Below are 24957 nucleotides of genomic sequence, written 5' to 3' on the forward strand. Positions count from 1 at the left end.
GCTTTCACATAAGCGGAAAAGTAAAAATAAGGACAGTACAGAGTTTCGCGCTCTGCACTGTCCTTTCGTTATATATGAACTTGAATTAAGTTATTTTAACGTACCGATTTTAACGTCATCAGGGTGCTTACCTTGGCGTAAGTTCTGATTTAACTGATCGATTTTTTTAACGTCTTTATCTCGTAATTCAAAGTCAATTGCTTCAAAGTTTTCGCTGATTCTTGAAGGAGTTTGAGACTTAGGAATCACAATTCTATCATGCATTAAATGCCAATTTAAGATGATTTGCGCAGGTGTTTTTTCATATTTTTCAGCTAGCTTTGCGATAACCGGATCTTCAAATAAACCACGTCCACGCATTAAAGGCATCCAAGCGGTAACTTTTATACCATGTTTATCACAGAAGTCTTGTAAGTCTTGTTGGTTTAAGTATGGGTGGAATTCGATTTGGTTAACCGCCGGCACAATTTCAGTATGTTCCATTAATTTTTCTAAGTGATGTTGTTGGAAGTTGCAGACACCGATTGCTTTAACGCGTCCTTCTTTATAAAGTTCTTCCATTGCTTGATATGTTTCAATGAATAAGCCGTCTGCTTCACATGGCCAGTGAATTAAAAACATATCTAAATAATCTACACCAAGATTCTCTAATGATTTTTCAAAGTAAGCTTTTGTGCTGTCATAACCTTGATAATCATTCCATAACTTAGTCGTAATAAAGAGATCTTCACGGGGGACTTTACTTTTTTTAATTGCTTCACCTAATTCTTTTTCGTTGAAATAGAAATAAGCGGTATCAAAAGCACGATAGCCAGAATCTTCAGCAGCTTTGACTGCAGATTCCATATGCTTTTCGTCAATTTTGTAGACTCCTAAACCTATACGAGGAATTTTCACATCGTTATTCAACTTTACTTTCTTTTTCAAGATGATTCGCACTCCTTCTACTTTTTCTTCATTATATCAAACGAAAGATATGTAATACTATTAAAAAGAAAATGATGCGCAATTTAATTAAAGGTTATTTAATCAAATGAAATAAAAAAACAGCAACACCATTGAATGATGTTGCTGCAAGTCGTATGTTAATAAACATTAAGTATTAAGACTTATTTTCTTTTGTTTTTGTGGATTGCACCCAAGATTAATGAAAGGATTACAATTAATAAAATTGTACCGATTAATGCTGGGAAAATCGCAATGCCGCCTAGTGATGGACCCCAATCACCGAAGATTGCTGAGCCAAGCCAAGCGCCGACAATACCAGCAATAATGTTACCTAAGATTCCTCCTGGAATATCTTTACCTAAAATTGCGCCGGCTAACCAACCGATTAGGCCTCCGACGATAATCATTAATATTAATCCCATAATAGTAGCCTCCTAATTCAATACTGACAATACTTTTTTATTGTGCTTGTTAATGTTTACCACTAATACATGATAAGTAATCATCTTAAATCAATTTTTTAAAAAAGGTTTTGTCCACAAGATAAATAAAATTAATATTAAGTAAATAATTAGGTAAACATACCAGAAAGGAGTTAATAAATTCATTACAAGAAATGAAATAATAATTAATAATGTGCCGATTGTCAGTGATTTAGGCTTATTCTTCATGAAATGACTACGAAAGCTTGTATCTTCAGAGCTTTCAAAAATGGTTAAGAAGATGAAAGATGCTCCGATTAAGAAGAAAACAGGTGCTAAATATGGAACGGACATATAATAAGATTTTTCACTCGTATTGAATACGATGAACAAAGAAAGACTCAATAAAGTAAAGACAATAAAAGCCATGAATTTTTGTGTCGTAAAGACAATAGGCTTAAATTTTCGATCAGTCAACAGTGCGAGTAATGTCCAAATTAATATAAACGCAACCATCGCATGCGAAATAAAATCATACTTTCCGATGACGATAAGATTAATCACACTGTTTATTGAAACTGCAATAAGAATCGTACTTAATTTGACTTGATTGTTAGATTGTAAATACATATCAATCAAAATGGAAGCTGATATAATCGCAATGTTGATAATTATGTAGATGAGCATAGGGTGCGTCTCCTGACTTCTAATATTCACTGGAATATTATACCAATTTCAGTACATTTAAGCATTTGAAAACACTTTAAAATTAAAAAAGCTCGGGCATTCTGCAGCCCGAAACTTATACACCTTTCATATTACTCCAAAGTAATGTATGCAATTGTGGTAAAACATAGACTTGATTCATATCATTGGTTTGCATAACCTTATCTACAAGATTTTCGTAACGTTCAAGCAAACGTGCTGTATGATTTTCTACTTCGTCATCTAAGTAAGGATTGCCGACTTGTAAATAAAATGGGAGATCTGGATAACGATGATGTATATATTTAGCGAATTCATAGTCGTCATCATCAAAAACGACAACTTTAAGATTTAATGTTTCTTTAACACATTGTTCAATTACTTCATCAAGTATTTGTATGTTTGGTTTCATACCTGAACTCGGTGGTTTAGGACTGATTGTTAAATCATTGATTTGGCGCATCCACGGTTGGAAACGACTTCCTTGTGTTTCTAATGCACTTTCAATGTTCTTTTCTTCAAAGAGATCCACTAAATCTTGAATACCTTTAATTAATGCAGGATTACCGCCTGAAATTGTGACATGATTAAAGCAATCGCCGCCGATTTCATAAAGTCGGTCATAAATTTCTTCTGCAGTCATCATTTGAATTTCATCTTTCATACTGCCATCCCAAGTGAAACTGGAATCACACCAGCTGCATCGATAATCACAGCCAGCAGTTCGTACGAACATTGTTTTACGTCCGATGACACGGCCTTCACCTTGAATGGTCGGTCCGAAAATTTCTAATACAGGAATTTTAGCCATGACGGAACTCCTTAGGACGATAAACCACATAGCTAGATGGAGTTTCACGTAAATAGACTTGTGCACATTTTGGACGGTTCGGCTGTTTCTCTAAAATTTCTTCTGTAAGTTGGCAAATCGTTTGTGCGACCACTTCAGTAGATGGCATTTTATCTTTGAACTGCGGTAAATCATTTAATAAATAATGATCGAACTGCTCATGAATTTGTTTTTTTAATGCTGCAAAGTTGATTAAGAAACCGCTATGATCAAGTTCGTCACCAACGATAGTTAAATTAACGAAATAAGTGTGACCATGCGTACGTACACATTTACCTGCATCTTCGCAAGGGATATAGTGTGCAGCTGCAAAATGGAAATCTTTATTTAATTCGAAAGCATAGGGATGGGCAACTGTTGGATAAATTTGTTGTAACAAAATCAGTTCACTCCTTTTTCTGCTAAATAAGCATTTAAACCACGTGCGCGTAATTGACAAGCCGGACATTCACCGCAGCCATCTGCGATAATCCCGTTATAGCAAGTCAATGTGTTATATCTTACATAATCTAAGACACCAAGTTCGTCACTTAATGCCCAAGTTTCTTTTTTGTCTAACCACATTAATGGTGTATGAATGACAAAGTTTTTATCCATCGATAAATTCAATGTGACATTCATGGATTTCACAAAATCATCGCGACAATCCGGATAACCAGAGAAGTCTGTTTCACAGACACCTGTAATAATGTGACGTGCTTTAATCTGATAAGCTAACGCGCCCGCAAACGATAAAAATAATAAGTTACGTGCTGGAACGAAGGTGTTTGGTACACCATCATCAGTATCTTCAATTTGTAAATCATGTTGGGTTAACGCATTCGGTGTGAGTTGAGATAATAAAGACATGTCTAAAATGTGGTGCTTTAATCCTTGTTCTTGTGCGATTTGTTTAGCGACTTCAATTTCAGTATCGTGACGTTGACCGTATTGGAAAGTCACAAGTTCTACTTCTTTGAATTTTGCTTTCGCATAAAAGAGACAAGTCGTACTGTCTTGTCCGCCGCTGAAAACGACGAGTGCTTTATCATCATCAAGTTTATGGGGTGCCATAAGTCAATCTCTCCTTTAAAGTGATGACCTAGCTCGATCAATAAAAAAACTCGAACGCTAAAGTGCGTGTATCTTGATGATTCAAAATAACGCTTTTAGGTTCGAGTTGATATAGACAATGACGTAGTATATTGACTATCTCTATAAAAGATAGACGATTGAAAGTAAAAGTCTAGTTTTTTATAGAGGGTATCAGCTAGGAACCTCTGTGTTTCTATGTCGATAGATAGAATAATATATTTCCTAAATAAAATCAAGGTGTCTCTGCTTCTGCTATTACAAAATCGTGTGACATCTTGTAAAATGAAGTTAAAAGCATTGTTCGACGAAACAAATAGAATGTTGAGTAAGGGGACAAGTTAAGTATGATTATAATGATAGATAACAAAGACTCATTTACATATAACTTAGTAGATTATCTGAAGACAGAAAGTAATGAACGTGTGACAGTTATCGATGTAGATGACGTAGATATAGAAACATTAAAAACGATGCAGCCGCATGCGATTGTGATTTCCCCAGGTCCAGGAAGTCCAAGTGATTATCCGATTTTACATGAAGTCCTTAGCACGTTTGAAGATAGTGTACCTATTTTAGGTGTGTGCTTAGGATTTCAACTTATTGTTGAACATTACGGTGGTGCTATTATTCATAGTTCACGTCCTGTACATGGCCACACTACGTTGATTACCACAAATGAGCAAGGTATTTTTGCGGGACTGCCTAAACAATTTCATGTGATGCGTTATCACTCCTTATGTGCAGATGCATTGCGCATGCCAAGTGAGCTAGAAGTCACAGCATATAACGAAGAGCAAATTGTGATGGCAGTGGCGCATAGAAGTTATCCGATTTATGGTGTGCAATATCATCCTGAATCTATATTGAGTGAATATGGCCATGCACAAATTCGACTATTTCTTCAACAGGCAGGTGAAAATATTGCGCGCGCACTTTAATTATCGATATTACACAGATGAAACAGATTATAAGCAGTACCAATATTGTTTCAAGACAATTCTTGATCAAAAGATTGCTTATGATTTAAATGAGGTACATGAAGTCATTGATTTTGCTGAACAAGCACATCAGGCAGGTCATTTTGTTTGTCTGTATTTACCTTACGAAGCGGCACCTGCCTTTAATTCTGAAATGGCAGTACATCTACCAGAAACTTCCAATTATGTTTATGCGGCAGCCTATATATTTGAAGCACCTGAAACAAGGGAAGAAGTAAAAGATAAGGCTGTAGCAGCACGTCCGCACTTTCATTTTCGTTTGTCGAAGCCAACTATGATTCAACATATCCAACAAGTTCAAGATGCGATTGTAGAAGGGAATACATATCAAGTGAACTATACAACACGTATGTATGATCGTATCCGTATGCCTATCAGCGAAATGTATGATTATTTAACACGAAGCAGTCACGGTAATTATACAGCGTTGCTTGATACCGATGAACTACAAATCGCCTCGATTTCACCTGAATTGTTCTTTCAAAGAGGTTCTTTTAAAACGATGGAGGACGTGGTATTAAGTAAACCGATGAAAGGCACTATGCCAAGAGGGAAAGATAAAGCAGAGGATGACTATTATTATCAACAACTCGCACAATCTAAAAAAGATCAAGCTGAAAATGTGATGATAGTAGATTTATTACGTAATGATATTGCACGTATTTCAAAACCAGGCAGTGTGAAAGTGTATCAACCGTTTCATATTGAACGTTATCAAACTGTCTTTCAAATGACGAGTATGGTTACAGGACAATTACCGCAAGCAACGTCATTACAACGTATTTTGACTGCACTCTTTCCATGCGGTTCGATTACTGGTGCACCTAAATTAAATACGATGCGCTATATTAAAGCATTAGAAGGCACACCGCGACATGTATATTGTGGTACCATCGGGTTAATGATTCCAAACGGTCCCTCAATATTTAATGTACCGATACGTACGGTGCAATATATTGAAGACGAAGCAGTCTATGGTGTAGGTGCAGGTATTACGATTGATTCAGATCCAGAAGCAGAAGTCGCAGAGTTTGAAGCGAAAACTAAAATATTGGAGTGATAATGATGTACTTATTTGAGACAATGCGTTTATCAGAAGGTAAAATTCCACGTCGAGATTATCACAAAGCACGTATTTTACAGTCAGCTAAGGAGCTTTCTATTCCATTACCTGAAATTCAGTGGGAAGCATTTATCGCAGATATTAAAAAGGAATATCCAACAGGCACTTATCGTTTGAAAGTCATGGCAGATGAATCTGGCGAATTGACTTATCAATGTGTCGACTTACCTGAAAAAAGTAGTTTCACTGCTCAAGCGCAATTGATGCGTTCGGATTACCCAAAGTGGCAATATGTCAATAAAACGTCTCATCGTGAACATGTAGAACATCTTCATGAGACAGATGTTGTTCTTTTTTATAATCTGCAAGGTAAAATTTTAGAGTTTGATATCGGTAATGTGCTGATCAAAGAACAAGGTAAATTCTACACACCTTGTTTTAATAATGATTTCTTAAAAGGGTGCATGCGTGTACAGTTATTAGATGAAGGTAAAGCAGAAGAAAGAGATTATACAATAGATGAGTTGAGAGAAAAATTGGAGGCACATGAAGCGGAGCTTTTCTTGATAAATAGCTTGCGAGAGGTTGCCGAGATACAGATTAATCTTTAAAATTAAGTATGATTAAACTTATAAGTAGCAGAAGGGTTTAAAAAGGTGGCAGCATGATTGGAATAGTCCTGATATTAATCATTGTGGTAATTTGGGTTGCGAAGCGGCTGGCACGCTATTTCCTACAACAGCAGAAACCTTTAGCAGCAAAAGCCGTCGTAGGTATAATGCTGCTTATCCAACTCGTGCTCGTATATTACTTTATGAAGATGATGATGACGTATATTTTAAGGTTACTAAATATCTTTTATAATCAATGAAGACCAGAGGTGCATTATGAAAATTTATAGTCAAGGTGACAAAGCAATTGTGGTTTCTGTGGAGAAAGAAGTCACGCAACATACAACAGAAGACCTGTTAGCATTACGTTCGTATTTATTAGAACAAAACTATCCATTTATTACAGAAATCGTGCCGACTGAATCTGATATGATGATTGTCTATAATGCGCGAGATATGATGAAACATCATCATATTACATCACCGTTCCAATATATGACGGATTTACTGCACTCTATCAAAATCGAAGTCAGACATGGGGATGCTGTAAAAATGCCTGTAGAATTACCTGTCTACTATGGTGGCGAATACGGTCCAGATTTAGCAGAGTTGGTAGAATACTTCGGAATGAGTGAAGAAGAATTTATTTCATTGCATGCGAATAAAACATACTTCGTATCGATGATGGGCTATTCACCAGGATTCCCGTATCTAACAGGATTAAATGAACGTATTTATGTTAACCATACAGGAGATGAACAAAAATTTATTCCAGCAGGATCTGTCATCCTTGAAGGTAAGAAATGTGGTGTAGTCACAACTGATACATACGGTGACTGGCTTGTTATCGGTTATACACCTGTCCGTTTATTCAACCCAGAAAAAGAAGACTTCACTTTATTGAAGTTAGGTGATACTGTACGGTTCAAACCAGCTGAACCTGAAAATGAAAGTGAAGGAGGCAGTGAATCATGTCAATCATAATAGAAAATCCAGGACTTTTTTCAAGCTTCCAAGACTTTGGACGACAAGGTTACGAGCATGATGGCGTTATTCCTGGCGGTGCAATTGATTTCTTAGCACATGAAATAGCGAATCGCTTGGTTGCGAATGATAAAAATGAAGCAACGTTAGAGATGACGACAAAAATGGCGCGTATTCGCTTCACTGAGCCGACTTTAATTGCACTTTCTGGCGGCAACTTCAAAGCATGGACACAAAACATGCGTATTTTGCCGAACAAATTGTATTTAGTAGAAAAAGGAGATGTCCTACAGTTCTCTGAATCTAACCGTACATCTCGTGTTTACTTAGCAATCGGCGGCGGAGTAGAACTTGAAGAGTGGCTAGGTTCAACTTCAACAGACTTCCTATCTAAAATAGGTGGTTACGAAGGACGTGCATTGCAAGCAGGTGATGCGATTAATATGAAACGTAACTATACTAAACGTCATCTTAAATTATTTGATAACTTGAAGGTTACACATAAAACGGATTGGGGTATTGATGGTTACGCACTTTCTTTCAACTATATGTCTGATATGTTCCATGTAGTGTTAAATAAAGGAGCAGAAGACTTTGATGAAGAAACTTTAAATCGCTTTACATATGGTGAATATAAAGTAACCAGCAAAGCGAACCGTGCAGGGATGATTCTAGAAGGCGATCCAGTAAAGGCCTTTTATGAAGACATGCCGCCACATCAATCTGTAAAACGTGGTACGATTCAAGTGAAACGTGATGGTTCACCAATCATCTTATTAAATGACCACTATACATTAGGAAGCTATCCGCAATTAGGTACAATTGCGAGCTATCATTTAACAAAACTTGCGCAAAAACCACAAGGTGCGCGCTTAAAGTTCCAATATATTGATATTTATACTGCAGAAAATAACTTAATGAAATACAGCAGTTGGTTACAACAGCTATTCCATGGTATTGAATATCGTATGATGCAAGAAATGAATAAATAACATGACACATTAATTTAAATGAATTCAACTGAGAAAGCTGGTTACTTTCTCAGTTTTTTAATGTGCAAAATGCACAATTACATTCTAAGGCTGGAGTCTGATTTAATCGTGTGTGATTTCCTGTATAATTTTATAATATTAACGCGAATTCAAAATAAAAGTGAACAAGCTTAACATGCATGATGAAAGCATTTTATCTTTTCTTAGCAATAAATTAACATAGAAAAAATATAGTGTAATATGTCAATTTTGGATAGGTTTTCGCTTGAAATGTCGTGTGAAATGTTCTATATTTAGTTACTGTACTACGTAATTTTTGTTACAATAGTGTTACAAAGAAGTAGGCAATGTAAATTTTTGATGAATATAAATTAGAGCAATTTAAATGAAACATGACGCAATTATTGAAAATACAGAGATAAGAAGCAGTACGAGACTGCTTCGCTTTTAATTGATTGGCCATTAAGCAGCAATCTTTTCTATAAGAAACATTAAAAAGTAGACGGGAAATGGTACTGTTTGATGATTGATTGAATACTAAATAACAATAACGGGGGAGACACACATGAGTCTGCAGAAAAAGAAAATAAGCATTTTTGTCTTTTTCTTACTCACTGTTTTAACAGTTAGTTTGAAGACCTATTTTGCTTATTATGTTGATTTTTCTTTAGGAGTTAAGGGATTAGTCCAAAATTTAATTTTGTTAATGAATCCATACAGCTTACTCGCATTAATACTTAGCGTATTCTTGTTCTTTAAAGGTAAGAAGGCGTTTTGGTTTATGCTCATCGGCGGATTCTTATTAACTTTCTTGCTTTATGCAAACGTTGTTTACTTTAGATTCTTCTCAGACTTTTTAACATTCAGTACTTTAAACCAAGTAGGTAACGTTGAGTCTATGGGAGGCGCAGTATCTGCGTCATTCAAATGGTATGATTTCGTGTATTTCTTAGATACAATTATCTATCTGTTTATTTTGATCTTTAAATCAAAATGGTTAGATACACGTACTTTCAGCAAGAAATTTGTTCCAGTCGTAATGGCAGTTTCAGTTGCTTTGTTCTTCTTGAACTTAGCATTTGCAGAAACAGATCGTCCTGAATTATTAACTCGTACATTCGACCATAAATACTTAGTTAAATATCTTGGACCATATAACTTCACAGTTTATGATGGTGTGAAATCAATTCAAAACCATCAAGAGAAAGCAATGGCTTCTGAAGATGATTTAACAAAAGTATTGAACTACACAAAACAAAGACAAGCAGAAGTAGAACCTAATCCGGAATACTACGGTGCAGGTAAAAAGAAAAATATTATTAAAATTCATTTAGAAAGTTTCCAAACTTTCTTGATTAATAAAAAAGTCAATGGTAAAGAAGTGACACCTTTCCTTAACAAATTGTCTTCAGGACAAGAAGGTTATAAATATTATCCAAACTTCTTCCACCAAACTGGACAAGGTAAAACATCAGATGCGGAATTCACAATGGATAACAGCTTGTATGGTTTACCACAAGGTTCAGCGTACTCATTGAAAGGTTCTAATACGTATCAATCATTACCAGCAATTCTTGATCAAAAACGTGGCTACACAAGCAACGTTATGCACGGTGACTACAAAACATTCTGGAACCGTGATCAAGTTTACAAACATTTCGGTATTGATAAATTCTACGATGCGACTTACTACGATATGAGTCCTGAAAACATTGAAAACTTAGGATTGAAAGATAAACCGTTCTTTAAAGAATCAGCGGAATATCAATCTAAAATGAAAAAACCATTCTATTCACACTTGATTACATTGACAAACCATTATCCATTCACATTATCACCAGATGAAGCGGGAATTGAAAAACCTAACACTGGAGATGCGACAGTAGACGGCTATGTACAAACAGCAAACTACATGGATAGTGCTTTAGAAGAATATATCAACGAATTGAAGAAAAAAGGTATCTATGATGACTCAGTGATTGTCATCTACGGTGACCACTATGGTATTTCTGAAAACCATAATAAAGCAATGGAAAAATTATTAGGTGAAGAAATTACACCAGCGAAATTTATGGACTTGAACCGTACTGGTTTATGGATGAAAGTGCCTGGTAAAGAAGGCGGCGTTGACAACACTTACGGTGGACAAATCGACGTAATGCCGACATTACTTCACTTAGAAGGTATCGATACTAAGAACTTCTTAATGTTAGGTACAGATTTATTATCTAAGGATCATAAACAAGTCGTACCATTCAGAAACGGTGACTTTATTACACCTGAATATAAATATGTGAATGGTAGAGCATTTGATAATAAAACAAATGAACCATTAGAAAAAGAACCTGCTGACTTAGAGAAAAATAAACAACAAGTTGAAAAAGACTTAGAAATGAGCGACAGTGTTCTTAATGGTGACTTATTCAGATTCTACAAAAATCCGGATTTCGACAAAGTAAATCCATCTAAATATCAATATAAAACAGGACCTAAAGGTTCTCAGAAGAAATAAACAATGACTTAGTCATTTCAACAGCGGGTGAATCCTCTTATGGATTTGCCCGCTGTATTTTTTTGGTGCGAACCTTTACAAAACTTACACAATTATCCGCTTAAGATGAACCTGTAACAGTATCTTTTGACGTGCAAAGGGTGTATAATATATAGAACTGAAAATTGAGATAAAGGTTGAAAACTCAATTAAATGAACGGACTGAACATAAGTGGAGGCATGACATGGAAGCGTATAAAATTGAACATTTACATAAATCCTATGCAGATAAAGTGATTTTTGATGACTTGCACTTATCTGTTTCAGCACATGAACGTATCGGACTTGTAGGGATTAACGGTACAGGTAAAAGTACATTACTAAAAGTCATCGCAGGGCTGGATGATGACTTTGAAGCAGAAGTGAATTGTCCGAATGACTATCGCATTCGTTATTCTTCTCAGAAGCAAGATTTAACTAAAGACAGAACAGTACTTGAAGAAGTCTTGAGTGCGGACACAGATACTGTGAAGTTAATCAGAGACTATGAAAAAGCGGTACAACAGTATAGCCAAACGCAAAATGACCAAAACTTGAATCATATGATGAAAATGCAAGAAGCAATGGACCAAGCAGAAGCGTGGGACTATAGTGCAGAAGTTAAAACGATTTTATCAAAGCTTGGTATTCATGATACGTCTGTATCGGTTAAATCTTTATCAGGCGGCCAACAAAAACGTGTCATTTTAGCAAAAACATTAATTGAACAGCCAGACTTATTATTACTAGATGAACCGACCAACTATTTAGATTTCGATTCAATAAAATGGTTGATCAACTACGTAAAACAATATCCGCATACTGTCTTGTTTGTAACGCATGATCGTTATTTCTTAAATGAAGTTTCAACACGCATTATTGAATTGGATAGAGGCAAATTAACGACTTATCCAGGTAACTATGAAGACTATATTGCGATGCGTGCGGAGAATGAACAAATAGAGCAGCAACAAAACCAAAAAGCACGTGCTTTATATAAACAAGAACTTGCTTGGATGCGTGCAGGTGCAAAAGCAAGAACAACAAAACAACAAGCACGTATTAATCGCTTTAGTGATTTAGAATCACAAGTAAAAAATCAAACAACACGTGAAAGCGGACAATTGAACCTAGCGCATTCTCGTTTAGGTAAACAAGTCTTTGAACTAGATGATGTATCTAAAAGCATTGCGGATAAAACGTTATTTGAACATGTGACGCAAATCATACAAAACGGTCAACAAATCGGGATTGTCGGACCTAACGGTGCAGGCAAAACGACGTTGTTAAATATCCTTGCTGGTGAAGATACTGACTTCAGTGGAGAACTGAAAATCGGCCAAACAGTCAAAACAGCTTACTTTAAACAAACGGATGAACGTTTAGATAGAGATATCCGTGTGATAGATTTCTTAAGAGAAGAAAGTGAAGTTGCAAAAGAAAAAGATGGTACGACGGTGTCAGTAACACAATTGTTAGAGCGTTTCTTATTCCCAAGTGCTACACACGGTAAAAAAGTATATAAACTTTCCGGTGGCGAACAAAAACGCTTGTATTTACTAAGATTATTGGTTCATCAACCGAATGTATTGTTGCTTGATGAGCCGACAAATGACTTAGATACTGAAACGCTAACTATTCTTGAGGACTATATCGCAACTTTCGGCGGCACAGTTATTACTGTCAGCCATGATCGCTATTTCTTAAATAAAGTTGCACAAGAATATTGGTATGTGCATGACGGTCAAATTGAGCGTGTTATTGGAAGCTTTGAAGACTATGAAGCTTATAAGCAAGAACAAGAGAAACAACAAGCAGTTGCTAAAGCTCAACCAAAAGTTCAAAAAGAAAGACAACGTAAGGGATTGTCTTATAAAGAAAAACGTGAATACGATACGATTATGGAACGTATTGAAGAGACTGAAGCGCGTCTAGAAGTGATTGAACAAGAGATGGTAGACGCAAGTGATGATTATGCGAAAATTCAAGAACTGAATACTGAAAAAGAAGCATTAGAATCACAATATGAAGAAGATATGACACGATGGAGCGAATTAGAAGAATTAAAAGAACAATAAGGGGTCAATTTTATGGAAACGACATTATCGCATTATTTTGGATATAAAGATTTCCGTCCAGGACAAAGGGAGATTATTTCCAAAATACTAGACAAAAAGAATGTGCTAGGGGTATTACCTACTGGCGGCGGTAAATCATTATGTTATCAAGTGCCTGGACTGATAATGGGCGGCGTGACAATTGTGATCAGCCCATTAATTTCATTAATGAAAGACCAAGTCGATCAATTAAAAGCGATGGGCATTAACGCTGCATTTTTAAACAGCAGCTTATCGCAAAAAGAACAACGAGCGATTGAAGAAGATTTACGTCAAGGTAAGATTCAATTCTTATACGCGGCGCCTGAACGTTTTGAGAATCGTCAATTTATGCAGTTGCTATTCGGATTAGATATTCACTTAGTTGCTTTTGATGAAGCACACTGTATTTCTAAGTGGGGACATGATTTCAGACCAAGTTACCAACAAGTCATTGATAAAGTCCTTTGCTTGCCACAAGAATTTGCGATTGCTGCTTTAACCGCAACAGCTACTGTTGAAGTACAAAAAGATATTATGGAACGCCTGCATATCCCAGGTGCGAACCGAGTAAAAACAAGTATCAAACGTCCTAATTTAGTCTTTAAAGTCAATCCGACATATCAGAGGCAAAAATTTGTGATGGATTATGTAAAGGCACACAAACAACAAGCAGGGATTATTTATTGTTCAACAAGAAAACAAGTTGAAGAGCTTCAACAAGTATTTGAAGATCAAAATATCAGCAGTGCCATTTATCATGCAGGTTTAACGAATAAAGAGCGTGATGAAGCACAAAATGATTTTGTCTTTGATCGCATTAAAGTTGTAATTGCGACAAATGCGTTTGGTATGGGGATTGATAAATCTAACGTGAGATATGTCATTCATTACAATATGCCAGGAGATTTAGAATCTTATTATCAAGAAGCTGGACGTGCAGGACGTGATGGCTTAACAAGTGAATGTATCTTACTGTTTAGTGAACGTGATATTAATCTGCATCAATTCTTTATTTCATCTTCTAAGGGTGATGATGACTATAAAGAAAAAATGGGTGAGAAACTCAATAAAATGATTCAATATACCAAAACGAAGAAGTGTTTAGAAGCTACATTGGTTCATTATTTCGAGCCGAATGAAAAATTAGAAGAATGTGGCCGCTGCAGTAATTGTCGTAATGAAAATAAAACGTATGATATGACGAATGAAGCGAAGAAAATCATCAGTTGTGTGGTGCGTATGGGTCAACAAGAGACTTATGGTGTGATTATTCAAGTGCTGAGAGGCGAGTTGTCTGATTACATCAAGTATAACCGATATGACAAATTATCAACTTTCGGTATTATGAAAGAGTATACGACATCAGAATGTAGTCATTTAATTGATGAATTGCGCTTCAAAGGCTTCTTAAACGAAAATGATGAGGTTTTAACTTGTGATAAAAAGGTTAAGCAAATACTAAGTGAGGATTTAAAAATTTATACTGTACCATTCAAGAAAAAATCTCGTGAAAAAGTCAATATCAATACTATTGAAGGTGTCGATAGAGCATTGTTTGACGCATTAGTACAAGTCAGACAAGAACTCAGCGAGAAATTAAATGTAGCACCGATTAGCATTTTTACTGATTTTACACTTGAAGAATTCGCCAAACGTAAACCTGAATCCAAACAGGAAATGATTGCGATTGACGGTGTCGGTAGTTATAAATTGAAACATTACTGTCCTCAATTTATTGAAACGATTCACAATTATAAAGCGCAAGTTTAATAGATTTAAATACAGAACAGCAAGTTTCACTGTGCTAACGATAGTGTGAGCTTGCTGTTCTTTTTTAAAATAGAAATAGAATGTGGGTGACCTATGCATGATTGAGTTAAAAAACGTTTCGAAGCAATACGGTAATAAAATGGCTGTCGAAGATGTCAGTTTTAACATTGAAGAAGGTGAGTTCTTCGTTTTAATTGGTCCTTCCGGCAGTGGTAAAACAACAACATTAAAGATGATTAACAGATTGATCCCCTTAACGAAAGGCTATATTTATTTCAAAGGTAAACCAATCAGTGATTTTCCTGTTTATGAAATGCGTTGGGATATGGGGTATGTCCTTCAACAAATCGCGTTATTTCCGCATATGACGGTTAAGGAAAACATTGCGCAAGTACCGCAAATGAAAGGTTGGGACAAAGCTAAGATAGACAAGCGTATTGATGAGTTGCTTGAGATGGTGAATCTAGATCCTGATACATATCGCGATCGCAAACCAGATGAATTATCAGGCGGACAACGTCAACGTGTCGGTGTTGTACGTGCATTAGCTGCAGATCCGCCAGTGATTTTAATGGACGAACCATTTAGTGCCTTAGATCCAATCAGTCGTACGAATTTACAAGAAGATTTGATTGAGCTGCAAGCTAAAATCAGAAAAACCATTGTCTTTGTGACACATGATATTAATGAAGCGATGAAATTAGCAGATCGCATTTGTTTATTTAATGATGGACGTGTAGAACAAATCGATACACCTGATGGCTTTATGCAACATCCTAAGAATGATTTTGTGAGACAGTTTATTAATCAATATGACCATGCGGATACGTCTCACTTAACGCTTGAAAAACTTCTGCAAGGCAAACAACTTAAAACAGTTGATACACCAAATGATTTACCGGTGTTGTTGCCAGATACACCTTTAAACAAGGTATATGAAGATTTAACACACTATCCTAGTGTCGTAATTAAACAACATGATCAACACCATCTCTTAACACGAGAAGATGTCTTTAAGTTTTTAGCTCAAAGTAAGAGAGGTGACGTATCATGAATGCATTCTTTCAAACATTCTCAGAGCGAAAAGGGGAATTGCTGAGCACGCTGTTAGAACATATGCAAATTTCCTTTATCGCATTGTTAATTGCTTGTTTAATCGGAGTACCGCTTGGTATCTTACTGACGAAAACAAAGCATTTTTCTGAAGCGGTCATCAACGTTGCCGCTGTGATGCAGACGATTCCTTCACTAGCTTTATTAGGACTAATGATTCCATTGTTTGGTATTGGAACAGTGCCAGCGATTATTGCATTAGTTGTATATGCGTTACTGCCAATTCTACGCAATACATATACTGGTATTAAGGAAGTTGATCCGTCTCTTGTTGAAGCAGCGAAAGGTATCGGAATGAAACCTGGACGTCGTTTGACGAAAGTTGAGTTGCCGATTGCGATGCCGATTATTATGGCAGGTATTCGTACAGCAATGGTGTTAATCATTGGTACTGCAACACTTGCAGCATTAATCGGTGCAGGCGGCCTGGGTGATTTAATCCTATTAGGTATCGACCGTAACAACAGTTCGTTAATTTTATTAGGTGCGATTCCAGCTGCTATTTTGGCGATTGTCTTTGACTTAGCCTTACGTTTCTTGCAGAAACTATCATATAAGAAATTGTTGATCACTTTAGGCACTATCGTGTTAGTTGTAGCACTTGTCATTGTTATCCCAATGTTAGGCGGCAAAGGCGATAAAATCACGATTGCCGGCAAGCTTGGTTCAGAACCATCAATCATTACGAATATGTATAAGATTTTAATCGAAGAAGAAACAGACAACACAGTGGATGTTAAAGATGGCATGGGTAAAACATCATTCTTATTCAATGCTTTAAAATCTGGCGATATTGATGGCTATTTAGAATTTACAGGAACAGTTTTAGGTGAATTAACTAAAGAACCACTGAAATCCAAAGAAGAAGCTAAAGTGTACGAACAGGCAAAACAAAGTCTAGAGAAAAAAGAAAACATGACGATGTTGAAACCGATGAAATACAACAACACTTACACATTAGCTGTGAAGCGTGACTTTGCGAAGAAACACGGATTGAAAACAATTGGTGATTTACAAAAAGTTGAAGATGATATCAAACCTGGTTTCACTTTAGAATTTAACGACCGTCCTGACGGTTATAAAGCCATTTCTAAAGCATATGATTTAAACTTTAATAAAGTTCGTACAATGGAACCGAAATTACGTTATCAAGCTGTTGAAAAAGGTGACATCAATTTAATTGATGCTTATTCAACAGATGCAGAGTTGAAACAATACGATATGGTCATTTTAGAAGATGACAAACACGTCTTCCCGCCATATCAAGGTGCACCGATGTTTAAAGAGAAATATCTCAAAGAACATCCTGAAATCATCAAACCGCTCAATAAATTAGCAGGTAAAATCACTGATGAAGAAATGCAAGACATGAACTACAAAGTCACAGTGAAAGATGAAGATCCGTATCATGTGGCGAAAGAGTATTTAGAGAAACACAATTTAGTTAAGTAATATGAATAAGAAAGTCTGGGTATTTTAACTCAGGCTTTCTTTTTAGTTTTAACATAATCGAGGTACAATAAATTTGTCGTTGCCAAAGGGTTGCTTAAAGGTATATAATTGTCAGTAAATTTAAAATTATTAGAAACAACATTTTGAGGAGGCAGATGTATCTATGAAAGAACAAATTAAACAGCTCTCAGCGTATCAACCAGGCTTATCACCAAGAGCGTTAAAAGAAGAATTCGGTTTAGACATTGAATTACATAAACTAGCATCAAATGAAAACTTATATGGTCCTTCACCTAAAGCGAAAGAAGCGATTAAAGCGCATGTAGATGAAGTGTTGTATTATCCTGAAACAGGTGCACCGACATTACGCAAGGAAATTGCGAAAGGGTTAGGCATTGATGAAAATCGTATTTTATTTGGAGCTGGCTTAGATGAGGTTATCTTAATGATTTCTCGTGCGGTATTAACGCCTGGAGACAAGATTGTGACAAGCCAAGCGACATTTGGTCAGTATTATCATAATGCGATTGTGGAAGCGGCAGAGGTCGTACAAGTACCTTTAAAACCTAATGGTCAATTCGATTTAGATGGTATTTTAGAAGCGATTGATGAAGACACTGCATTAGTATGGATTTGTAATCCAAATAACCCGACAGGCACATATGTGACACATGATGATTTAGAAGCGTTCTTAGAAAAAGTGCCAAGTCATATTCCAGTTTTAGTTGATGAAGCATACTTTGAATTTGTGACTGCGGAAGATTTCCCAGATACATTAAAGTTACAAGAACGTTTCCCAAATGCGTTCTTAATGCGTACGTTCTCTAAAGCATATGGTCTAGCAGGTCTAAGAGTCGGTTATATCATTGCGACTGAAGAAGCAATTCATAACTATAATATTATTCGTCCACCGTTTAACGTAGGGCGCTTATCAGAATATGCGGCAGTCGCAGCATATCAAGATCAAGATTACTTAAAAGACATTCAACAAAAAAATGCTGAGGAACGTGCAAAATTCTTTGAAATTCCAGAAAGCAAACATTTCTTTGACAGCCAAACGAACTTTGTCTTTGTGAATACGAAACGTCCGCATGACTTATACAAAGCGTTATTAAAAGTCGGATGTATTACGCGTGAGTTCCCGATTGGTGTACGTATTACCATTGGCTTCCCAGAACAAAATGATAAAATGATCGAAGTGCTTAAAGACTTTGATTTTGAAGCATAATCGATAACAAAAACAAGTATCAACATAATTTCGTGTTGATACTTGTTTTTACTTTACATATTTTCAAATCAGACTTCACAACTCTATAAAATAAATATGCTATACTCGAAGAGAAGAAAAGGAAAGGAAGTTGCTATCAGTAATGAAGAGAGAATCAATAGCGATTGATATGGATGAAGTTTTAGCAGATACAATCAAAGCATTGATTGAAGAAGTGAATAAACGCACAGATTTAGGTATTAAAGAGGCATTATTAGATGGGAATAAACTACGTCACTTTATGCCTGAACATGAAGGGGTACTTGATGAAGTATTAAAACAACCAGGATTCTTTAAGAATTTAGAAGTTATTAAAGATTCACAAGAAGTGGTAAAGAAGTTAGCTGAACACTATGATATTTATATTGCGACAGCCGCAATGGATGTGCCGACTTCATTCCATGAAAAATATGAATGGTTAAGAGTACACTTCCCATTCTTAGATCCGCAACAATTTGTCTTCTGCGGTAGAAAGAATATTGTCAAAGCAGATTATTTAATCGATGACAATCCAAGACAACTTGCACGCTTTACAGGGAAACCAGTGATGTATACAGCACAACATAACATCCACAATAAAGATTTCGATCGTGTCAATAACTGGAAAGAAGTTGAACAATATTTCTTAGGAAATAAATAAGCAAATTTTACAGACGGGGTCGCCCGTCTTTTTCTTATTCTACATTTATAGTTGAATTAAGTAATGACATAAAAAAAAGCATCAAACCACTATTTTGAATAGCGTTTGATGCTTCTTTTATGTGTTAACGTATGCCGCGCATACCTTTAATAATCTTTGGTACAAACATAAATGCGATTAAGCCGATAACTACTGCTAGAACTCCTAGGAATAAGAAGTAGTTTTGATAGCCTAACGGTTCGATTAATTTAACAAGTGTTCCGTTAATGGCTTGTGCAGTAGCGTTTGTTAATAACCATAAGCTCATCATTTGAGAGTTGAAAGCTTTTGGTGCTAATTTTACTGCAGCACTGCTACCTGTTGGTGATAAGCAAAGCTCACCGACTACGCAAATGATGTATGACAGAATAACCCAGTTTACGGATACTGTGCTGCCGCCAGAAGTCATCATGACTACCGCTACTAAGATGTATGAAATACCTGCTAACCAAGCACCCCAAATAAATTTAGTCGCAAGGCTTGGTTGGCGATCTCCCATTTTCTTCCAAACATAAGACAATACTGGCGCAAATAATACAATGAATAATGGGTTGATTGATTGGAAGTATGTTTTACCAAAATCAGTTGTCCAACCGAATAAATTCAATTTCATATCTGTGCCTGTAAATGCGTAGATGTTTAAAACGTTAGAACCTTGTTCCTGGATAGACCAGAAAATTACCCCAATAATGAATAACGGAATAAATGAAATAACACGTGAGCGTTCATCATCTGTAACCTCTTTACTTCTAATCATAGTTGTAAAGTAAGAGACTGGTAAGGCAATACCTAAGATTAAGACAGTTGTGCTGACTAAGTTGAATGATAATGTACCAGTTAAACCAGTGATGATTAATACAAGTGCGATGACTACGACTACAATACCTGTAATCATTGAATAACGTTTCTTTTCAACTGCGTTCAATGGGTTTGTCGGCGCTGAACCAACGTTACCTAAGTTACGTCTGTTGAATAAAAGATAAATAACCAATGCGAGTGTCATACCGATTGCTGCGATTAAGAAACCTTGGTGGAACATATGACCTTTAGAGAATTGGTCTAAAATTAATGGCGCAGCAAGGGCACCCATGTTTACGGACATGTAGAAAATAACAAACCCTGAATCGATACGTTTATCGTTTTCAGGATACAAGCGACCTACAATATTAGAGATATTCGGTTTCATAAGTCCTGAACCTACGATGATAAAGAACATTGAAATGAATAGTCCTGTTTGTGCTAACGGCAAGCTTAAGAAAACATGACCGATAATAATTAAAATAGCACCATACATTGTCGCTCTGCGTGTACCTGTGATTCTATCTGCGACCCAGCCGCCAAGTACACTGGTCATAAAGATCAGTGACCCATATACTGACATGACTGACTGTGCAGTCGTTTTATCCATGCCTAATCCGCCATCTTTAATAGCGAAGAACATGTAAAAGATTAAGAGTGCACGCATTCCGTAATAGCTGAATCTCTCCCAAAATTCTACGAAGAAGAGGACTCCTAATCCTTTTGGATGTCCAAAGAACCCTTTCTGTGGTATTTCTTGGACATGCTTTTGATGTAAATTGTTCTGCAAACTAACCCCGACCTTTCTATCCTATAACGGAGTGGATTATATTCGATTCTACTATGTAAAAAAGAGAGTTTCAATAATTTTCTAAAAATAAAAATATTAACAATTTTCTGAAAAGAATAAGATATAAAACATGATTAATCAAGCTTAATTAGAAGAAAAGGCGTAATTTGAGAAGATTTTAACTAAAGAAGGTATGCAGATTGAAATATGGCAAAAAAGTGAAAGTGAAAAATTGACCATAGAAAAAGCCTGAAACCTCTGAGAGATTTCAGACTAAATTTGTTCGATTTTGTATTAGTGAATACCTTTCATTGCACGACGTACAAATGGTGAAATAATCACAAGCAATACCCCGATAGCTAGTGTCAGTAAACCAGAGTATAAGAAGTATTGACCTGAATCCATTTTAGCGTATACAACAACTAGCTGCGCATTCAGACCTTGTGCAGTCGCATTACTTAACATCCATAAGCTCATCATTTGTGCTGTAAAGGCATATGGTGCAAGTTTTGTCGTAGTAGCTAGACCGACAGGTGAGATACATAACTCACCGATTGTGATTAATAAGAAGCTTAAGACTAACCAGATAGGGTGAATCAGTTCTCCAGGTGCTAATCCACCAGCTAAAGGAACGACCATGATTAAATATGAAACCCCACCGATGATGGCACCTAATGCGAATTTAATGACAGTAGGTGGGTTGTGTTTGCCGAGTTTGACCCATAACATCGCAAAGAGTGGTGCTAACGCTACGATAAAGATAGGGTTCAATGATTGGAACCAAGCAGCTGGAATATCGAAATGAATCGCGCCGCCTGTTAATTTAGCTAAGCTTAATTCTGTTTTCTTATCTGCAAAGTTTGCCAAGATTGTAGAACCTTGCTCTTGGATCATCCAGAAAGCTACAGAAGTGATGTATAACGGTACATAACTGCCGACACGAGATTTTTCTTCTGGTGTCACTTTCTTGCTGACAAGCATGTAAACTACAATGTAAATTGGTAAAGCAATTCCGATAAATGTAACTAATAAACTGAAGTTTTCAATTGTTAATGCATTGAATGACTTTAAAACGATTAAATAAATGGCAAACGCTGCGACGATTGCTAAAGCGATTAAAGAGAATTTCTTAGTATCTTCTTTTGTTAATGGATTATGTACAGATAACCCTGCTAAATTTAAATACTTTTTACGTTTAGACCAGTAAACAACTAAACCGATAAACATCCCGACAGCTGCTGTTGCAAAACCAGCATGGAAACCAACACGTGTTTGTAAGTAACCAGTTAAAATAGGTGAAATTAAAGCACCTAAGTTAATTCCCATGTAGAAAATAGTGAAAGCTGCATCAACACGGTTGTCGTTTTTATCGTATAATTCGCCGACTGTTGTAGAAATGTTTGGTTTTAACAAACCTGTCCCGATAATCAAGAGTAATAAAGCAATCATAACGGCGGTTAGGCTGCCCGGTAAACTTAAAATAATATGACCGAACATAATGAGAATACCGCCGAAGAACACAGCGTGTTGTGTTCCTGTGATACGGTCAGCAATCCAGCCCCCGATAACCCCAGACATATAGATTAACGTTCCGTATAAAGCAACAATCTGCATGGCTACAGACTCATCTAATCCGAATCCGCCTTTAGCCACAGAATAATACAGGTAGTAAACTAAAATAGCTTTCATACCATAGTAACTGAATCTCTCCCAAAACTCAGTGAAGAATAGTGTGCTTAATCCCTTCGGATGACCAAAGAAACCAGTTCGTGGTGTGCTTTGAATAACTTCTTCGCGTGTATATTGTTTCTTGTTCATAAATTTCCCCCTAAGAATGACTTAAAATAATTTTAAGCTATTAAAAGTGTATATACAAGAAAATTCTGAAAATTAATGAAGCTACCTTTTACATTTTTTGTAATAAAAAGTTATGTATCCGCTTCCCACAAAATAAAAAACAACCCGAATTTAATCAGGTTGTTCTTCAAATAAATCTGCAATTATCTATTATCTATCTTTTCTGGATATAAATCGTGATTCATCATGCGATATTCAGCCATTTTTTCATACTTAGAATCAGGACGGCCATAGTTTGTATAAGGGTCAATAGAAATACCGCCGCGTGGCGTGAATTTACCCCAAACTTCAATATAATGCGGATCCATTAATTCAATTAAGTCATTCATAATAATATTCATACAATCTTCGTGGAAATCACCATGATTTCTAAAACTGAATAAATAAAGTTTCAATGATTTAGATTCTACCATTTTGATATTCGGAATATATGAAATGTAGATAGTAGCGAAATCTGGTTGGCCTGTAATCGGACATAATGATGTAAATTCAGGACAATTGAATTTTACAAAGTAGTCGCGTCCTTGATGTTTATTATCGAAAGACTCTAACACATCTGGACGATAATTAAAGTCATATTGGTTATTTTGATTACCAAGCAATGTAAGATCTTCTAAATCTTCTTTGCTTCTGCCTTGTTGTGACATATTTATTTTCCTCCTCCATGAGACGATTGTACTGGTTTTCTGCTTTGTCTGCGTGCTTTTTCGAACATATAGTAGCTGGCACTGATAATAATGACATAACCTAGTGTAGCATATAAATCCGGTGATTCTCCGAAAATGACAATGCCCATTAACGCTGTAAAGATAATGGAAGCATACGTAAAGATTGAAATGTCTTTTGCAGGTGCAAAACTATATGCGAGTGTAATTCCGATTTGACCGACAGCAGCTGATAAGCCGGCACCTACTAAATAAATCATTTGTAGGCCTGACATCGGTACATACGTAAAGATAACGAATGGAATTAAAGCAATAATTGAGAAGAAAGAGAAGTAAAAGACAATCGTATAAGGTGCTTCTCTTGTACTTAATGCACGTACACAAGTATAAGCTGATGCGGCGAAGATACCTGAGAATAATCCGACGATAGCTGGAATCATTTCTGAAGAGAATTGCGGTTGTACAACAAATAACATACCGACAATTGCGACTAACATCGCTGTAATTTGATATTTACGGATTTTCTCATGCAAGAAAATCATACTGAGTAAAATCGTCCAGAAAGGATTAAGCTTCATCAATGTATCTGCGTCACTTAACAGCATATGGTCTATAGCGTAAATGTTGAATAAGACACCGATTAAACCAAGGGTTGAACGTGCAATTAATAAGGGCTGACTGCTTAATTTACCAAACATGGGTTGTTTGTATTTATATAAGAAATACAGTGGAATGAGCATTGCGACTAAGTTTCTAGCGAGTGACTTCTGGAAGACGGGTAAATCACCAGCAAGTCTGAAAAATAGGGACATAAAGCTGAATCCTATAGCTGAAACAAGTATCGCAATGATTCCTTTTATTTTTGGATCCATATACTTTCCTCAACTTTCCTCAAAACTTAACGTATATCATCTTAGCATATATAGAAATAAGTGCCTATATAGACTTGCTAAAGAAAATGAACATGGTATACTATAAACCGAACGTACGTTCTATCTATTGGATTAAATGACACGTCACTAACTGAAAGGAATGATTATTTTGTGTTTATGAATAAATTGTGTTAAGACTTTCATGACGCAAATCAGCGAAATCTTGTGATAACAAGCGGTACACAAATTCTCAAAAAATCAAGAGCAAAATTACAATTATTTATTTTAAAATGATTTTTGGAAAAATTTAAGAACGCCAAGCATAGAGATGACGCTACTTTCATCAATTTTGACAAATTTAAAGAAAATTTTAGCGGGTGAATCTCTTTGAAATTATAATAGGTGTTCGGTATAATGA

At 36.0% G+C, this 24957-nt stretch carries 22 protein-coding genes; 12 read left to right on the forward strand and 10 right to left on the reverse strand.

The window, feature by feature from the left end:
• Nucleotides 1–90 precede the first annotated feature (90 nt).
• The 6 genes from HMPREF2846_RS05090 to queC form a co-directional block, all read right to left on the reverse strand.
• Nucleotides 91–930 carry an aldo/keto reductase gene (locus tag HMPREF2846_RS05090; RefSeq protein ID WP_070626024.1) on the reverse strand — a complete coding sequence of 280 codons (840 nt, stop codon included), beginning with the start codon at nucleotides 928–930 and terminating at the stop codon, nucleotides 91–93.
• Between the two features lie 179 nt (nucleotides 931–1109).
• Complete coding sequence (locus HMPREF2846_RS05095; protein WP_031262612.1) at nucleotides 1110–1373, reverse strand: GlsB/YeaQ/YmgE family stress response membrane protein; 264 nt, start codon at nucleotides 1371–1373, stop codon at nucleotides 1110–1112.
• Nucleotides 1374–1460: 87 nt separating this feature from the next.
• Nucleotides 1461–2057, reverse strand: a complete 597-nt coding sequence (locus HMPREF2846_RS05100; protein ID WP_002481502.1) for a hypothetical protein — start codon at nucleotides 2055–2057, stop codon at nucleotides 1461–1463.
• Nucleotides 2058–2172: 115 nt separating this feature from the next.
• A complete protein-coding gene (queE, locus tag HMPREF2846_RS05105; protein WP_070625991.1) occupies nucleotides 2173–2886 on the reverse strand; it encodes a 7-carboxy-7-deazaguanine synthase QueE in 714 nt (237 codons plus the stop codon).
• Nucleotides 2879–3304: a 6-carboxytetrahydropterin synthase QueD gene (gene queD, locus HMPREF2846_RS05110; protein ID WP_023015404.1), complete on the reverse strand. Its 426-nt coding sequence runs from the start codon at nucleotides 3302–3304 to the stop codon at nucleotides 2879–2881. Before queD ends, queE begins: the two co-directional genes overlap by 8 nt.
• Nucleotides 3305–3306: 2 nt before the next feature.
• Nucleotides 3307–3978 (reverse strand): 7-cyano-7-deazaguanine synthase QueC, encoded by a 672-nt coding sequence (gene queC, locus HMPREF2846_RS05115; RefSeq protein ID WP_002481505.1) that lies wholly within the window; start codon nucleotides 3976–3978, stop codon nucleotides 3307–3309.
• A 365-nt stretch (nucleotides 3979–4343) separates the two neighbouring features.
• On the opposite strand from queC, the gene HMPREF2846_RS05120 reads away from it, so the two are divergent.
• The 12 genes from HMPREF2846_RS05120 (at nucleotide 4344) to HMPREF2846_RS05180 (ending at nucleotide 19518) form a co-directional block, all read left to right on the forward strand.
• Nucleotides 4344–4937 (forward strand): anthranilate synthase component II, encoded by a 594-nt coding sequence (locus HMPREF2846_RS05120; protein ID WP_070625992.1) that lies wholly within the window; start codon nucleotides 4344–4346, stop codon nucleotides 4935–4937.
• Complete coding sequence (locus HMPREF2846_RS05125; RefSeq protein WP_070625993.1) at nucleotides 4921–6057, forward strand: chorismate-binding protein; 1137 nt, start codon at nucleotides 4921–4923, stop codon at nucleotides 6055–6057. The genes HMPREF2846_RS05120 and HMPREF2846_RS05125 overlap by 17 nt, the downstream gene beginning before the upstream one ends.
• A 5-nt stretch (nucleotides 6058–6062) precedes the next feature.
• The gene (locus HMPREF2846_RS05130; protein ID WP_070625994.1) at nucleotides 6063–6671 is read left to right on the forward strand and encodes an aminotransferase class IV; all 609 of its coding nucleotides are present in this window, start codon (nucleotides 6063–6065) and stop codon (nucleotides 6669–6671) included.
• Between the two features lie 276 nt (nucleotides 6672–6947).
• Entirely contained in the window at nucleotides 6948–7655 is a 708-nt protein-coding gene (gene pxpB / locus HMPREF2846_RS05140) for a 5-oxoprolinase subunit PxpB (protein WP_002481509.1), read from the forward strand.
• Entirely contained in the window at nucleotides 7643–8647 is a 1005-nt protein-coding gene (locus HMPREF2846_RS05145) for a 5-oxoprolinase subunit C family protein (RefSeq protein ID WP_002481510.1), read from the forward strand. The genes pxpB and HMPREF2846_RS05145 overlap by 13 nt, the downstream gene beginning before the upstream one ends.
• A 565-nt stretch (nucleotides 8648–9212) precedes the next feature.
• Nucleotides 9213–11159 carry a polyglycerol-phosphate lipoteichoic acid synthase LtaS gene (ltaS, locus tag HMPREF2846_RS05150; RefSeq protein WP_002481511.1) on the forward strand — a complete coding sequence of 649 codons (1947 nt, stop codon included), beginning with the start codon at nucleotides 9213–9215 and terminating at the stop codon, nucleotides 11157–11159.
• 224 nt (nucleotides 11160–11383) lie between these two features.
• Entirely contained in the window at nucleotides 11384–13255 is a 1872-nt protein-coding gene (locus tag HMPREF2846_RS05155; RefSeq protein ID WP_070625995.1) for an ABC-F family ATP-binding cassette domain-containing protein, read from the forward strand.
• A gap of 12 nt (nucleotides 13256–13267) precedes the next feature.
• Nucleotides 13268–15046: a DNA helicase RecQ gene (recQ, locus tag HMPREF2846_RS05160; protein WP_070625996.1), complete on the forward strand. Its 1779-nt coding sequence runs from the start codon at nucleotides 13268–13270 to the stop codon at nucleotides 15044–15046.
• Between the two features lie 97 nt (nucleotides 15047–15143).
• Nucleotides 15144–16100 carry an ABC transporter ATP-binding protein gene (locus HMPREF2846_RS05165; protein ID WP_002481514.1) on the forward strand — a complete coding sequence of 319 codons (957 nt, stop codon included), beginning with the start codon at nucleotides 15144–15146 and terminating at the stop codon, nucleotides 16098–16100.
• A complete protein-coding gene (locus tag HMPREF2846_RS05170) occupies nucleotides 16097–17611 on the forward strand; it encodes an ABC transporter permease/substrate-binding protein (protein ID WP_070625997.1) in 1515 nt (504 codons plus the stop codon). Before HMPREF2846_RS05165 ends, HMPREF2846_RS05170 begins: the two co-directional genes overlap by 4 nt.
• Nucleotides 17612–17774: 163 nt before the next feature.
• The gene (gene hisC / locus HMPREF2846_RS05175) at nucleotides 17775–18839 is read left to right on the forward strand and encodes a histidinol-phosphate transaminase (protein WP_070625998.1); all 1065 of its coding nucleotides are present in this window, start codon (nucleotides 17775–17777) and stop codon (nucleotides 18837–18839) included.
• A gap of 142 nt (nucleotides 18840–18981) precedes the next feature.
• On the forward strand, nucleotides 18982–19518 hold the full coding sequence (locus HMPREF2846_RS05180; RefSeq protein WP_002481517.1) for a 5' nucleotidase, NT5C type: 537 nt from the start codon (nucleotides 18982–18984) through the stop codon (nucleotides 19516–19518).
• 124 nt (nucleotides 19519–19642) lie between these two features.
• Here HMPREF2846_RS05180 and HMPREF2846_RS05185 read toward each other — a convergent pair whose 3' ends face one another.
• The 4 genes from HMPREF2846_RS05185 to HMPREF2846_RS05200 all read right to left on the reverse strand — a co-directional run bounded on the left by HMPREF2846_RS05185 (nucleotide 19643) and on the right by HMPREF2846_RS05200 (nucleotide 24539).
• On the reverse strand, nucleotides 19643–21145 hold the full coding sequence (locus HMPREF2846_RS05185) for a peptide MFS transporter (RefSeq protein WP_002481518.1): 1503 nt from the start codon (nucleotides 21143–21145) through the stop codon (nucleotides 19643–19645).
• Nucleotides 21146–21439: 294 nt separating this feature from the next.
• Entirely contained in the window at nucleotides 21440–22963 is a 1524-nt protein-coding gene (locus tag HMPREF2846_RS05190; RefSeq protein WP_002481519.1) for a peptide MFS transporter, read from the reverse strand.
• Between the two features lie 182 nt (nucleotides 22964–23145).
• Entirely contained in the window at nucleotides 23146–23649 is a 504-nt protein-coding gene (gene queF, locus HMPREF2846_RS05195) for a preQ(1) synthase (RefSeq protein WP_070625999.1), read from the reverse strand.
• Between the two features lie 2 nt (nucleotides 23650–23651).
• Nucleotides 23652–24539 (reverse strand): DMT family transporter, encoded by an 888-nt coding sequence (locus HMPREF2846_RS05200; protein WP_070626000.1) that lies wholly within the window; start codon nucleotides 24537–24539, stop codon nucleotides 23652–23654.
• Nucleotides 24540–24957: the final 418 nt, after the last annotated feature.

It is taken from the genome of Staphylococcus sp. HMSC056G08, from assembly GCF_001812305.1.
GTDB classification, from domain to species: domain Bacteria; phylum Bacillota; class Bacilli; order Staphylococcales; family Staphylococcaceae; genus Staphylococcus; species Staphylococcus simulans.